The following is a 13,028-nucleotide window of genomic DNA, read 5'->3' on the forward strand; positions in this document are numbered from 1 at the left end:
ACTTCTGTATTGTCCTTTGGACGTTCTTAACAGAAGCTCCTGTCTTTCTATTATCCGTGAGCTGAAATACTATTTAGCTCACTAAAACCTTGTTCAGGCTGATAACCTCTTGGAAATGCTGTTAATCCAGTTTTCGTTAAGTCCTTAATTCCATATGGTCTGAGCAATGAAATTAACGCATCGACCTTTTCCGGCTTCCCGGTAACTTGTATTGTCAGACTATCCTTGCTGATATCAATAACATCTGCACGGAATGCAGAGATTAATGTCATAATTTCTGCTCTTGTCTGATTGGTAGCAACAACTTTTACTAAAGCAAGCTCCCTGGTCACAATTGCTTTATCTGTGACATCTAAAACCTTAATCACATCGATTTGCTTGTTCAGCTGTTTTGTTAATTGCTCCAGCTTCTGCTTATCGGAAACTTCAACGACAAATGTCATTTTGGAAATACCTTTCACATCCGAAGCTCCGACAGAAATACTTTCAATATTAAACTGGCGCCGGTTCAGCATGCCAGTTATTCTATTTAACACCCCGCCACGATCTTGTACTGTGGCAATGATTATGCGTTTCATTTTGTCACCCCAATCATTTCGTGCATTCCTTTACCCGGTGCAATCATCGGATATACACATGTATCTCTGTCAATACGGCAGTCAATAACAACAGGACCATCATGTGAAAAAGCCTCTTCCAAAACTTTCGGAACATCTTTTTCATCTGATACACGCATTCCTTTAATTCCATAACTTTCCGCCAGTTTCACGAAATCAGGGTTTTCTGAAAATAAGGAGTGTGAGTAGCGTTTCTCATAAAATGTTTCCTGCCACTGTCTTACCATTCCAAGCGCATCATTATTTAAAATAACAACTTTTACTGGCAGATTTTGAGATTTCAAGATAGCCAGCTCCTGCAATGTCATTTGAAAACCGCCATCTCCTACTACAGATATAACTAGATGATCCGGTTTGGCGATTTGTGCGCCAATTGCAGCAGGAAAGCCAAATCCCATGGTGCCGAGTCCCCCAGAGGTTACCCAATTGTCAGGGTTTTTAAAAGGATAAAATTGAGCTGCCCACATTTGATGCTGTCCAACATCTGTTGTTACAACTGCTTCTCCTTTAGACTTCTCATGAATCTGCTCTATCAGCCATTGCGGACTGATTGGACTGTCGCCCCGGTCATACCAAAGTGGATATTTCTTTTGATTGCTCTTTAATTTATCCAGCCATTTCGTATAATCTCCACGTTTCACTTCCTGCTGCAGCAGCACATTCAATGCCTGCTTTGCATCTGCCACAATCGGAATAGCTGTCTTCACATTTTTTCCTATTTCAGCAGGATCAATATCGATATGAGCCACTTTTGCATTTGGAGCGAAGTGCTGCAGATTTCCAGTTAAACGATCATCGAATCGTGCTCCGATATTGATAAGCAAATCACTTTCATAGATTGCTGTATTCGCTGTGTATGTTCCATGCATTCCGCCCATGCCAAGCGATAAATTATCGCCGCCGGGATAACTCCCCAGACCCAGCAGTGTCGTAACAACCGGAATCTCCCAATTATTAACAAATTGTTTTAACTCTTCTGTTGCACCAGATAACAGAATTCCTGCTCCGGCAAGCAATACTGGTCTTTCCGCTTTGCTCAGCACATCTGTTATCTTTGAGATTTGCATCGGATTCGGATAAACAGTCGGCTGATAGCCGGGTAAATAAAAATCATCCTCATAATCATTAATAGTAACTGTTTCAGAGATACTTTTAGGAATATCAATCACAACCGGTCCCGGTCTGCCTGTAGTTGCAATGTGAAATGCCTCATTCACAATTCTCGGTAAATCTGCAATATTATTAACCTGATAATTGTACTTGGTAACTGGTGTAGTAATTCCTATCATATCCGCTTCCTGAAAAGCATCTGTTCCAATAACCTGCTCTGCAACCTGCCCCGTGAATACAACAAGTGGAATGGAATCCATCATGGCATCTGTTATGCCTGTAATTAAGTTAGTTGCTCCCGGACCAGAAGTTGCTATAACAACGCCCGGTTTTCCTGATACTCTTGCATATCCTTCCGCTGCATGTATGGAGCCTTGCTCATGTCGCGAAAGTACATGCTTGAAGGATGTATCGTTTCGATGCAGTGCGTCATAAATTGGTAAAACAGCACCCCCCGGGTACCCAAATACAACTTCAACGCCTGCTTTTTCTAATGCCTGAACTAACAAATCAGATCCTGTGACCAAATTGCTCTTCACTTCTACTTCTTGATTTGCATTAACTTTCACAACAATGCCCCTCCTTTTTTCTTAAAAAACTGAACCTTTTGATTAAACTAACTATTTCCTGCAATGCGGGTTTGGAAGTTTTTATTTAAAATAATAAAAAAAGACCCTTTCCCCCCCATGTACATGTGTTTCTATCATGTATGGGGCGAAAAGGATCTGCTTTTCACGGTACCACCCAGTTTCGCAAAGTTCTTTCAAACTTTGCCTCAATAGCTGCCAGAGCTATGTTTGATAACAGGTACATTGATTACCATGCACCTGGTCACATATAATTGGAATGTTCCTTTCCATGTGACACTCAGGGACGATGTCGGAATAAGTAGCAATTCTGGGCTTCCAGCAACCCCAGATCTCTGTAAAAGCTATTCGTCTTTTCCTTTTTTCCCGTCAACGTATTAATTATATTTGTGAAGTAACAACTTCTCATTATCTTAAAAGTTGTTTTGTTAAGAAATATCTTATATTGCGAACAATCATATCTTGTTTCCGTATGATAGTCAATAGTATTTTGTAATTTTTTTAATAATTCTATTTAGTCTGATTTTATGTATGCGTTTTCATTGTTGTTATGCGTTACACTCGCATTTTTCTTTAAAATTATATTACAGTTTGTTTTTTGTTTGAAAATTATAGAGATACTTTTTTATTACTTATATCTGGTAATCCTAAAATGAAATCTCCCAAATTTTTAATCATATACTTAATCAATGAATACTATCATTGTTACGTCAAATCTCCCTCAGGAAAGATTTTTCCAATTACATAAAAGTGCCATTGCACAATCAGTTACTTGATTGTGCAATGGCACTTATCATTCATTCTGTTCATAGAACCTATTTTTAATCCCGGTTCAAATAATCCGTAATCGCACCCAGAGAAGAACATCTTACATTATGTGCGTATTTGCCTAAGATACCTTTTTTATATAATTCTGGTGCTTTCCATGCTTGCCGGCGCTTGTCCAATTCTTCATCGGAAAGGTCCACAAAGATCTCTTTTGTAGATGAATCAATGGTGACACTGTCCCCTTCTTCGAGAAGTGCAATTGGGCCGCCAGATTGAGCTTCTGGTGAAATATGTCCAACTACTAAACCATGTGTACCGCCAGAAAAACGTCCATCTGTTAATAAAGCAACAGACTCTCCCATTCCTTTACCTACGAGAATACTGGAAATAGACAGCATTTCCGGCATTCCCGGCGCACCTTTTGGTCCTACATAGCGGATAACAAGCACATCGCCGTCTTTAATTTTATTACTCATTACAGCCTTTGTTGCCTCTGCTTCTGTATCAAATACACGTGCAGGGCCGGTATGTCTGGTTACTTTAACACCAGATACCTTTGCAACTGCACCAGTTGGGGAAAGATTCCCTTTTAGAACGATCAATGGTCCATCTTCTCTTTTCGGTTCGTCTAATGGCATAATTACCTTTTGACCTTCTTTTAATGATGGAGCATCTTCTAAATTCTCTTTGATTGTTTTTCCTGTTACTGTCATACAATCTCCGTGAAGATAGCCATTTTCATAAAGGAGCTTCATCACTGCCTGGACCCCGCCGACATTGTGAAGGTCCTGAAATACAAATTGGCCGCTCGGCTTCAAGTCAGCCAGATGAGGTACTTTTGCCTGGATACGGTTAAAGTCGTCAATAGTCAAGTCTACTTCTGCTGCATGAGCCACTGCTAATAAGTGAAGAATAGCATTCGTAGAACCGCCAAGTGCCATAACAACGGTAATCGCATTTTCGAAGGCTTCTTTCGTCATAATATCTTTTGGATAAATCTCTTTTTCCAGCAATGTTCTAATGGCTTTTCCAGCTGCTTCCACATCCTTCAGTTTTTCCTGAAATTCTGCCGGATTGGAAGAACTTCCCGGCAAACTCAGTCCCATTGCTTCTGCCGCGGAAGCCATTGTATTCGCGGTATACATTCCGCCGCACGCCCCTGCACCTGGACAGGCATGGCATTCTATGCGATTCAATTGCTTATCATCAATTTTTCCTGCATTATGCTGTCCGACACCTTCAAATACAGAAACTATATCAAGATCCTTCCCATCAAGATTACCTGGTGCAATGGTTCCCCCGTATACAAAAATAGCCGGAACATCAGAATTGGCAATAGCCATCATACACCCGGGAATATTCTTATCACAAGCTCCAATCGCAACAAGGGCATCCAGATTCTCTGCGCCGACAACTGTTTCAATTGAATCAGAGATAAGATCTCTGCTTGGCAAAGAATAGCGCATCCCCTGTGTTCCCATGGAAATCCCGTCTGATACCGTAATCGTATTGAAAATCAATGGTACCGCATCGGCTTGACGCACACCTTTTTTAGCAATTAATGCTAAATCATTCAAATGTATATTACATGGCGTTACCTCGGCCCATGTGCTGGCAACTCCGACCATCGGCTTTTTAAAGTCTTCATCAGTAACACCGACAGCACGCAGCATTGCCCTATTTGGAGCACGCATAGTGCCATCAAAAGCTTTACTTTTTGTTCTTAAATCTTTCCCCATTTTTACACCTTCCTTTTCGCCCTATTATAGGTATAATATTCCCATAGTTCAATCTATTTAGTGTTTTTTTCTTTTTTTACAGATATTAAGGGAAGCGTTTTCTCTATTATAGTGAAGCAATTCTGTTCTTATAATATTCTCTATTATCATATGAACCTTTGATCTGTTGTTCTTATACAATACGAAACTTTATATTGACAATACATTGGATGTTGCTATATTGGTAAGAAATACTTTTTCATATGAATCTGCATTTTCAAATACTTTTATGTTAAAATATCCGTATGTTATCAAAAAATAATCAAACAACATCCGTTTTTAACTTACTGAAAGTATCTTATCTTTATAAAAAATAATTTATTGTTTGTTAATAAACAAATCAATTGATTTATTCTAAGGACATTACTTATTTTTATAAAAGATTGGGTTCATGAAGAGTTGCTATCATATCTAATAATGCCCGATTGGTATTATTTTGATATCCATTTATTAAATTTATTTCAAAGGAGCTTACCATTCATGCTAAAAGATCAGCACATCCTAAGAATACCCGGACCAAGTCCTATTCCCCCAAGTGTCGGGCGCGCAATGAACCAGACAATGATAGGTCACCGCGGGAAAGAAACGAAAGAATTATTAGAACGTATTCTTCCAAAGCTAAAATCAGTGTTTGGAACAAAGCAGGATGTTATTCCTGTTGCCGGGAGCGGTACAGCAGGATTAGAAATGGCTGTCAGCAATGCAGCACATCCAGGAGATGATGTTCTTGTTATCGTCAGTGGGGCATTTGGCGATCGTTTTGCAAAGATATGTCAAGCTTTTCAATTAAAATTACATCGGATTGATGTAGAGTGGGGAGAAGCAATTAACCCCCAAACAGTTCAAGAGTATTTACAAGAGCATCCGGAAATCAAGGTCGTCTTTGCTACATATTGTGAGACTTCTACGGGTGTATTAAATCCAATCGAAAACCTGGCTAAAACCGTACATGAATCTTCTGATGCACTTCTCGTTGTTGATGGTGTATCCTGTCTTGGCGGTGTGGAAGCCAGCATGGACGAGTGGGGTGTTGATATCTATGTAACTGGATCACAAAAAGCGTTTATGCTGCCGGCTGGTCTGATGTTTATTGCAGCAAGTGAGCGGGCATGGAAGGTAATTGAGGAAAATCCGCAGCCGCGTTTTTATTTAGACATGCGTGTCTACCGAAAAAACTTAGAAAAAGTTTCCACACCTTATACTCCGGCTCTTTCTCTTTTATTCGGTCTGGAACAGGTCCTGACTCTGATGGAAGAAGAAGGATTGGAAAATGTATATCAGCGCCATATCTTAATGCGTGACATGACAAGAGTTGCTTTTAAAGCTTTAGATATTCCTTTATTAACAACGGATGAAGATGCTTCCCCAACCGTAACAGCTGTCCATCCGGCTGATTTTGATGCAGAAGCACTGCGTTCCGTAGTAAAAGCACAATTCAACCTGACTCTAGCCGGCGGTCAGCAGCATATGAAGGGTTCTATTTTCCGAATTGGCCATATGGGATATTGTTCTCCTGCTGATGTGTTACAAACTATCAGCCTGCTCGAGATCGGTCTTATGAAAATAGGAAAAGATATTCAGCTTGGTAAGGGTGTTCAGGCAGCTCAAGAAATTTATTTGCAACAGGAGGAAAAGTAAGCCATGACATATCGTGTTCTAATTAGTGACCCGTTAAGTGAAGAAGGTATTAAACCGTTAAGAGAGGCGGAAAATATTGAGATCGTTAAAAATCCAGGCTGGGATGAAACAGAGCTTTTGGAGAATATCGATCAATTTGATGCTTTATTAGTCCGCAGTCAGACACAGGTAACTCGTCCTTTACTTGAAAAAGCAGCACGCTTAAAAATTGTCGGACGTGCAGGAGTCGGAGTAGATAATATTGACTTGGATGCCGCAACAGAAAATGGAATTATTGTAGTAAATGCACCAAATGGAAATACCAATTCTGCTGCGGAGCATACTGTTGCAATGATTATGTCCCTATCCAGAAATATTCCGCAGGCTTTCCATGCTTTAAAGCAAAAGCAATGGGACCGTAAACGCTTTGTCGGTGTAGAATTAAAACAGAAAACATTAGGTGTTGTCGGTTTGGGAAGAATTGGCGCTGAGGTAGCAAAGCGTGCAAAAGGTCAGCGGATGAATGTTATTGCCTACGACCCATTCCTGACAGATGAAAAAGCAGAGCAGATGGGAATCAAGCGCGGCACACTGGAAGAGGTACTTCAGGCAGGCGATTTCATAACAGTTCATACACCATTATTAAAAGAAACAAGACATCTGATTAATGCAGAAGCTTTTGAATTGATGAAGGATGGTGTACAGATTGTCAACTGTGCCCGCGGCGGAATTATTGATGAAGATGCTTTATATGATGCCATTGTTTCTGGAAAAGTGGCTGGAGCAGCACTGGATGTATTTGAGCAGGAGCCTTTTACAGAGCATAAACTGCTTACTTTGCCAGAGGTTGTTGCTACACCGCATTTAGGTGCAAGTACAGTAGAAGCCCAGGAAATTGTCGCTGTTGATGTCAGTCATGATGTTATCCGTTTCTTAGAAGGAAAAGCCGTACGTCATCCAGTCAACCTTCCTTCTATTCCAAGTGAAGCGATGCATCAAATCGAGCCTTATTTCTATTTAGCAGAAAAGCTCGGTACGTTTATTATTGATTTAGCGAATGAAGTTATCAGTGAGATTCGCATTAGCTATTCTGGAGACTTAAGTGAAATAGAATCAGGCCCTGTCACACGTAATGCAGTGAAAGGAATTTTAAAACGTTACCTGGGCAGCCGTGTAAATGATGTCAACGCATTATATCTGGCTGATCGTAAAGGAATTACTGTCAGCGAAAGTAAAAGATCTGCACGAAAGGGATTTACAAACCTGATTACCATAGAAGTGATTGGGGCTTCTGGAAGCAGAAAAGTTTCCGGTACGCTTTTAAACGGTCTGGGACCGCGTCTTGTCCGTGTAGATGACTACCAGGTTGATGCTACACCGGAAGGCCACATGGTTGTCATTCAGCATATTGACCAGCCTGGTGTTATCGGACGCATGGGAAGTGCCTTTGCAGAGCATAATATTAATATTGCTACCATGCAGGTGGATCGTTCCGATGTAGGCGGCAACGCAATTATGCTGCTGACTATTGACCGTCATTTAGAAGACAAAGCGCTTGCTGAAATTGCACTATTGGATGAAATTAAATCTGTCACTGCAATTGATTTATAAGAAAAAAACTCTTTTCATTACGCAAAGACGTCTTTAACCGGTACATATCTGGTTAAAGACGTCTTTTTGATTTCCTATGCAATATTTAATTCTCCTGCTGCACCCCTAACTATAAGTTTGCAGGATATTCTTCAGTTCTTTAAGTGATTTTATTTCAAAATCTGGCTCAACGGCACTATTATTTTTTGCATCAAATCGATTAAGCCAGACGGATTCAATACCTGTCCGGTTCGCCCCAATAATATCTGTATTCAGATTATCTCCTACCATTATTGCATCTTCTGCTTTAATATCTAATGCTTTTAAAACAACGTTAAATATCTCTGGATCCGGCTTTCCAGTACCAATATCACCTGAAATAAATATTTTTTCAAAATACGGTATTAATTCAGGTGAAATCTCTAATTTAAGGTTCTGGAGACTTGGAGAGCCATTTGTAACTAGTGCAAGGCGGTAATCCTTCTCAAGCTCTGTAAGAACTGTAAGTGCATCCTCAAATAAACAAGGGCTCTCTATCCGATAAGTCAGAAAAGCTTTAGCCAGTTTTTTAGCAAGTTTAGGATTATTTACCCCGGTGTCTTCTAAACCCGCCCGCCAGGCTTTTTCTTGATATACCGGAGCGATGTCCCTGAGCTGTTGAAATTCCTCTCCAGGATCATCAAAGGTTGCCCACAGTCCTTCAAATGGGTTAATTCCAATTTTTTGCGTATATGTATAAGTCGGATAAGAAGCATACAGTTCTCTGGCTCGATCGCGAACATTTTTTTCTAATTCCTCTGGCGAGATCCCTGCTTCCTTTTCCGCAAGCTGACACGTCAAATTGAAAGCATCCTTGACACTTTTTTTATCCCACAGCAGTGTATCATCTAAATCAAATAATACCATTTTTTTCATTATTTATATCCCCGCTTTGTTATTTAATTAGTACGCGTAATCATAATTTAATAAATTAATTTAAAATTTAGTCTTGCTAAAATCTTTCATATGTCTTATGATATATAGAAATTTAATCAATGGCAAGGAGACTTTTGATATGGAAGAACAAACTATTCGCGTACAACGATGTGAAACAAAAAAAGAAAAGCCACAGGATGATCAATTAGTTTTTGGTAAAATTTTCACGGACCATATGTTTGTGATGGATTATTCAGAACCGTTAGGGTGGCATAATGCGAGCATTGTACCATATCAACCACTACAAATTGAACCTTCTGCAATGGTATTCCACTATGCACAATCTGTTTTTGAAGGTTTAAAAGCCTATCGTACGGATAACGGAAGCATTGAGTTATTTCGTCCAGAGAAAAACATGGAACGTTTAAACAGATCGAATGATCGTTTATGTATCCCTCCGATTGACGAAGAATTTGCTTTAAAAGCAATTAAACAACTGGTTTCAATTGATCGTGATTGGGTCCCTCATACAGAAGGTACATCGCTATATATTCGTCCTTTTATTATTTCTACAGAAACTTACATCGGCGTATCTGCAGCTGCACATTATAAATTTATTGTTATTCTTTCTCCAGTAGGCGCTTATTATAAAGAAGGCCTTGACCCGGTTAAGATTGCTGTAGAAAATGAATATGTCCGTACTGTAAAAGGCGGTATGGGTGAAGCAAAAACCGGCGGTAACTATGCAGCCAGCTTAAAAGCACAGGAAATAGTTGCAAAAACCGGTTATACGCAGGTTCTCTGGTTAGACGGTGTTGAAAAAAAATATATTGAAGAAGTTGGAAGCATGAATGTTTTCTTCAAAATTAATGGAGAAATTGTTACACCCAAACTAAATGGAAGCATTCTTTCAGGTATTACCCGCTCCAGTGTAATTGAATTATTAAATTACTGGGATATCCCGGTAGTTGAAAAACGTATTTCTATTGAAGAACTTTACGAGGCTTATAAAAATGGAGAATTAGAAGAAGCATTCGGTTCTGGAACTGCTGCAGTTATCTCTCCAATCGGTGAATTAAAATGGGAAGATAAACAAATGGTTGTCAATGAAGGGAAAACGGGAGAAATTTCGAAAAAACTTTATGACACGATTACAGGTATCCAATATGGTCATATAGAAGATCCATTTAACTGGATGCAAAACATTGAAACGGGAAGCACTGTGAAACATTAATAAATAAACCAGGCCGGGTATTACTCCCGGTCTGGTTTTTTAGTTTATATAAATTTAAGAATTGATACCGTATTAAATCAAATATACCGTGTATGCTATATCGATTTTTTTACCATTTACTTATAGTAATTTATTACCGGCAGACTGCCACAATTGATACCATTCTTCTCTTGTCAATGTAATATCAGCTGCTTTTACCATTTCTGTCAGACGTTTTGGTGTCATTGTACCGATAATGGTCTGTACATTAGCCGGATGACGTAAAATCCATGCTATGGCAATCGTTTCACGTGCCACGCCATATTTTTCCCCAAGCTTATCCAGTTCCTTATTTAATTCTGGATATGCATCACGGTCCATGATAAAACCACCGAAAAATCCATACCGAAGCGGCGACCAGGCCTGAATAGTCATGTTATTTATCTGACTGTAATCGATAACCCCGCCGTCAAAATCCATTGCCTGATCAAATGATGTATTCGCATACAATCCTTGATTAATCATACCAGAATTTGTGATACTTAATTGCAATTGATTGGCTACCAATTCCTGATCAACATACCTTTTCAGCAGTTCAATCTGACGCGGCCGGGAATTACTCACACCGAAATGTCGGACTTTACCGCTTTTTTCCAGATTTGAAAACGCCTCTGCTACTTCTTCCGGTTCCATAAGGGCGTCAGGGCGGTGAATAAGAAACACATCTAAGTAGTCTGTTTTCAAGCGCTTTAAGCTATTTTCAACAGATGAAATTAAATATTCTTTGGAAGAGTCATAAAATCCACTGCGTATCCCTGCTTTTGACTGAATAATCAATTTTTCACGGATAGACGGATTCATTTCAATCGCTTCTGCAAATACTGATTCAGATTTTCCTTTTCCATAAATATCAGCATGATCAAAAAAGTCGATTCCATGCTCTAATGCATTATGAATCACTTTATTCGCTTCCTCTTTCGTGCTCTGGTGCATGACCATACAGCCTAAAGAAATGACTGGAACAGATAATTCACTATTTCCTAATTGTATACGTTTCATAATATCTACCTCCTTCTTACATTTTATCACAAGGTTCGACAATACCGATAATATTCCGGATTTGTTTTTATTAGATATCTTGTTCGTAATACCTCTTCACTGCCCTTGATTTGATCCATCCGCGTGAATCAAGAACACATGCTAGAAGTTAAAGAGAAATAAATTAGTTCAATTTATATAATTCACTTAAGAAAAACCATGAAAATCATTTGGTCTTTAAAATACTGGTGCTCTTGCCAAAGAGCTCTCCGCTCCGGGAAGTAGCTTCCATCTATATGAAATATGTTTCTTTTACTTTCTTACAAAAAATTTATGCTATTTCTAGTGGAAGAAATACACGGAGACTCCTGTGGGAATGCGCAAATGTCTTCGGTGGGACGAGTAATCGCAGTCCCAGTGGGAAGACCCCACAGAAAAAAAGTACTCTTCTTTTTTCTGCCGCAGGCATAAGTGCGACTTTAGCTCTGTCTGCGCCTGTCTGCTTGCCAATCGCTAAGTCTTTTTAGAGGAGGCTGAGCTCGGGACCCACGAAAAGCGTAGCGTATTTCTGGAGCGGCTACCTTCAACAATTTTATTTGCTTTCTTATTCTTTTAAAAATATAAGAAAATCCTGTAGAGAAAAACTAGTTCTCTCTACAGGATTTTCTATTATCACAATAAATCGGGGTAAATTTTTAAAGCTGTAAGTTGATTATTTTTTTTGATTCGCAATGCTGCCCTCAGCCATTTGAATCATTCGTTTAACCATCTCACCACCGACTGCACCGTTTTCACGGGCAGTGGTATCAGCTCCTAAATTCACATGCATTTCATCAGCGATTTCTTCTTTCATCTGATTTACTGCACGCTCTGCTTGCGGTACTAACAACGCATTTCTTCGTTTGTCAGCCACCTCAGACCCTCCCCTTTTATTCGAAAGCAAGTGTAATACTTGCTTGCTTTTATCTTGTGCAGAACGCAATAAACTATACCAAAAGATTTTACCTTCTTAACCGTTTTCAGTACACAATGATTAACATTTACAATCAGGAAACGAATTATGTAGTATTTAAGACAAATGAAAAGTTTTTGCATAAGTGGATTAAATAGTACATAAGTATATCAAGTGATTCAAAAACTACAAGAGGATCTTCAAAAAGTCCAATAAAAATGACACGGCGAATTTCCGCGTTAACGAATTTCTTGGTCCTATTTATTGAACTTTTTGAACTCGAACTAAAGGAATTTTTAAGGAGGAACACTTGATGTTAAAAGCAGATTACAGCGTCAACATTGACCTGCCCCAATCAGAGGTATGGAGTTATTTAGAAGATTGGTCTCATTGGGCAAAGCAGGTCCCTGGTTATCAAACACATAAGAAAGTATCCACAGCTGACTCGATTTGGGAGCTGCATGGGAAAGTCGGCACAATCACTAAGGATCTCAAACTGTATGTCAGAATCGTGGAAATGACGTCTCCATCTACCGTTCAATTCCGGGTTCGTGATTCTGAAAACCGGTGTTTAGGAAGCGGCTGTTTTAAGCTTTCCGGGCTCACTTCCCGTTCCTCCGAACTGACCTGTTTATTGGAACTTGAATTAAAAGGGCTTACTGGGAAAATAAGCGCACCACTTATCGGCTCTCTTCTTCCAGCATTGCTTGAAAAATTTGTTCAGCGCATTATAAAGCCTTTAAAAGAGGCAGATTATGTTGCTTTATCACTTTAAATGCATGCAGTTTACTCTTTCTCCCAACAGTGATACATTAATATAGGTTTCATTATCATTGTCGGGAA

The 13,028-nt window shown here is 39.4% G+C and carries 10 protein-coding genes; 4 read left to right on the plus strand and 6 right to left on the minus strand.

The window, feature by feature from the left end:
* Nucleotides 1–50: 50 nt before the first annotated feature.
* From ilvN to ilvD, 3 genes are all read right to left on the minus strand, one after another.
* A complete protein-coding gene (gene ilvN / locus MHH51_RS18040) occupies nucleotides 51–578 on the minus strand; it encodes an acetolactate synthase small subunit (protein WP_147210603.1) in 528 nt (175 codons plus the stop codon).
* The gene (gene ilvB / locus MHH51_RS18045) at nucleotides 575–2,296 is read right to left on the minus strand and encodes a biosynthetic-type acetolactate synthase large subunit (RefSeq protein WP_147210604.1); all 1,722 of its coding nucleotides are present in this window, start codon (nucleotides 2,294–2,296) and stop codon (nucleotides 575–577) included. The genes ilvN and ilvB overlap by 4 nt, the downstream gene beginning before the upstream one ends.
* A gap of 839 nt (nucleotides 2,297–3,135) precedes the next feature.
* Nucleotides 3,136–4,821 (minus strand): dihydroxy-acid dehydratase, encoded by a 1,686-nt coding sequence (gene ilvD / locus MHH51_RS18050; RefSeq protein WP_339282790.1) that lies wholly within the window; start codon nucleotides 4,819–4,821, stop codon nucleotides 3,136–3,138.
* A gap of 519 nt (nucleotides 4,822–5,340) precedes the next feature.
* Here ilvD and MHH51_RS18055 point away from each other — a divergent pair.
* On the plus strand, nucleotides 5,341–6,498 hold the full coding sequence (locus MHH51_RS18055) for an alanine--glyoxylate aminotransferase family protein (protein ID WP_339282792.1): 1,158 nt from the start codon (nucleotides 5,341–5,343) through the stop codon (nucleotides 6,496–6,498).
* Between the two features lie 3 nt (nucleotides 6,499–6,501).
* On the plus strand, nucleotides 6,502–8,088 hold the full coding sequence (serA, locus tag MHH51_RS18060; protein ID WP_339282794.1) for a phosphoglycerate dehydrogenase: 1,587 nt from the start codon (nucleotides 6,502–6,504) through the stop codon (nucleotides 8,086–8,088).
* 105 nt (nucleotides 8,089–8,193) lie between these two features.
* Here serA and MHH51_RS18065 read toward each other — a convergent pair whose 3' ends face one another.
* Nucleotides 8,194–8,982, minus strand: coding sequence for an HAD family hydrolase (locus MHH51_RS18065; protein ID WP_339282796.1), 789 nt, complete (start codon nucleotides 8,980–8,982; stop codon nucleotides 8,194–8,196).
* Between the two features lie 139 nt (nucleotides 8,983–9,121).
* Between MHH51_RS18065 and MHH51_RS18070 the strand changes: the two genes are divergently transcribed.
* Complete coding sequence (locus tag MHH51_RS18070) at nucleotides 9,122–10,216, plus strand: branched-chain amino acid aminotransferase (protein WP_147210609.1); 1,095 nt, start codon at nucleotides 9,122–9,124, stop codon at nucleotides 10,214–10,216.
* 120 nt (nucleotides 10,217–10,336) lie between these two features.
* On the opposite strand, the gene MHH51_RS18075 is transcribed toward MHH51_RS18070, so the two are convergent.
* Entirely contained in the window at nucleotides 10,337–11,254 is a 918-nt protein-coding gene (locus tag MHH51_RS18075) for an aldo/keto reductase (protein WP_339282798.1), read from the minus strand.
* A 691-nt stretch (nucleotides 11,255–11,945) separates the two neighbouring features.
* Nucleotides 11,946–12,146 carry an alpha/beta-type small acid-soluble spore protein gene (locus MHH51_RS18080; protein WP_040978737.1) on the minus strand — a complete coding sequence of 67 codons (201 nt, stop codon included), beginning with the start codon at nucleotides 12,144–12,146 and terminating at the stop codon, nucleotides 11,946–11,948.
* A 352-nt stretch (nucleotides 12,147–12,498) separates the two neighbouring features.
* Here MHH51_RS18080 and MHH51_RS18085 point away from each other — a divergent pair, with 352 nt between their 5' ends.
* A complete protein-coding gene (locus tag MHH51_RS18085; protein WP_339282801.1) occupies nucleotides 12,499–12,960 on the plus strand; it encodes an SRPBCC family protein in 462 nt (153 codons plus the stop codon).
* The last annotated feature ends 68 nt before the right edge of the window (nucleotides 12,961–13,028 follow it).

Origin of the sequence: Oceanobacillus sp. FSL K6-3682, from assembly GCF_037976165.1 — a bacterium.
GTDB lineage: Bacteria > Bacillota > Bacilli > Bacillales > Amphibacillaceae > Oceanobacillus > Oceanobacillus sojae.

Bases quoted from the DNA above. Each gene is read 5' to 3' on its own strand.
- MHH51_RS18055 (WP_339282792.1), top strand. From the start codon at position 5,341: ATGCTAAAAGATCAGCACATCCTAAGAATACCCGGACCAAGTCCTATT.
- ilvN (WP_147210603.1), bottom strand. From the start codon at position 578: ATGAAACGCATAATCATTGCCACAGTACAAGATCGTGGCGGGGTGTTA.
- MHH51_RS18070 (WP_147210609.1), top strand. From the start codon at position 9,122: ATGGAAGAACAAACTATTCGCGTACAACGATGTGAAACAAAAAAAGAA.
- serA (WP_339282794.1), top strand. From the start codon at position 6,502: ATGACATATCGTGTTCTAATTAGTGACCCGTTAAGTGAAGAAGGTATT.
- MHH51_RS18075 (WP_339282798.1), bottom strand. From the start codon at position 11,254: ATGAAACGTATACAATTAGGAAATAGTGAATTATCTGTTCCAGTCATT.
- MHH51_RS18085 (WP_339282801.1), top strand. From the start codon at position 12,499: ATGTTAAAAGCAGATTACAGCGTCAACATTGACCTGCCCCAATCAGAG.
- MHH51_RS18065 (WP_339282796.1), bottom strand. From the start codon at position 8,982: ATGAAAAAAATGGTATTATTTGATTTAGATGATACACTGCTGTGGGAT.
- ilvD (WP_339282790.1), bottom strand. From the start codon at position 4,821: ATGGGGAAAGATTTAAGAACAAAAAGTAAAGCTTTTGATGGCACTATG.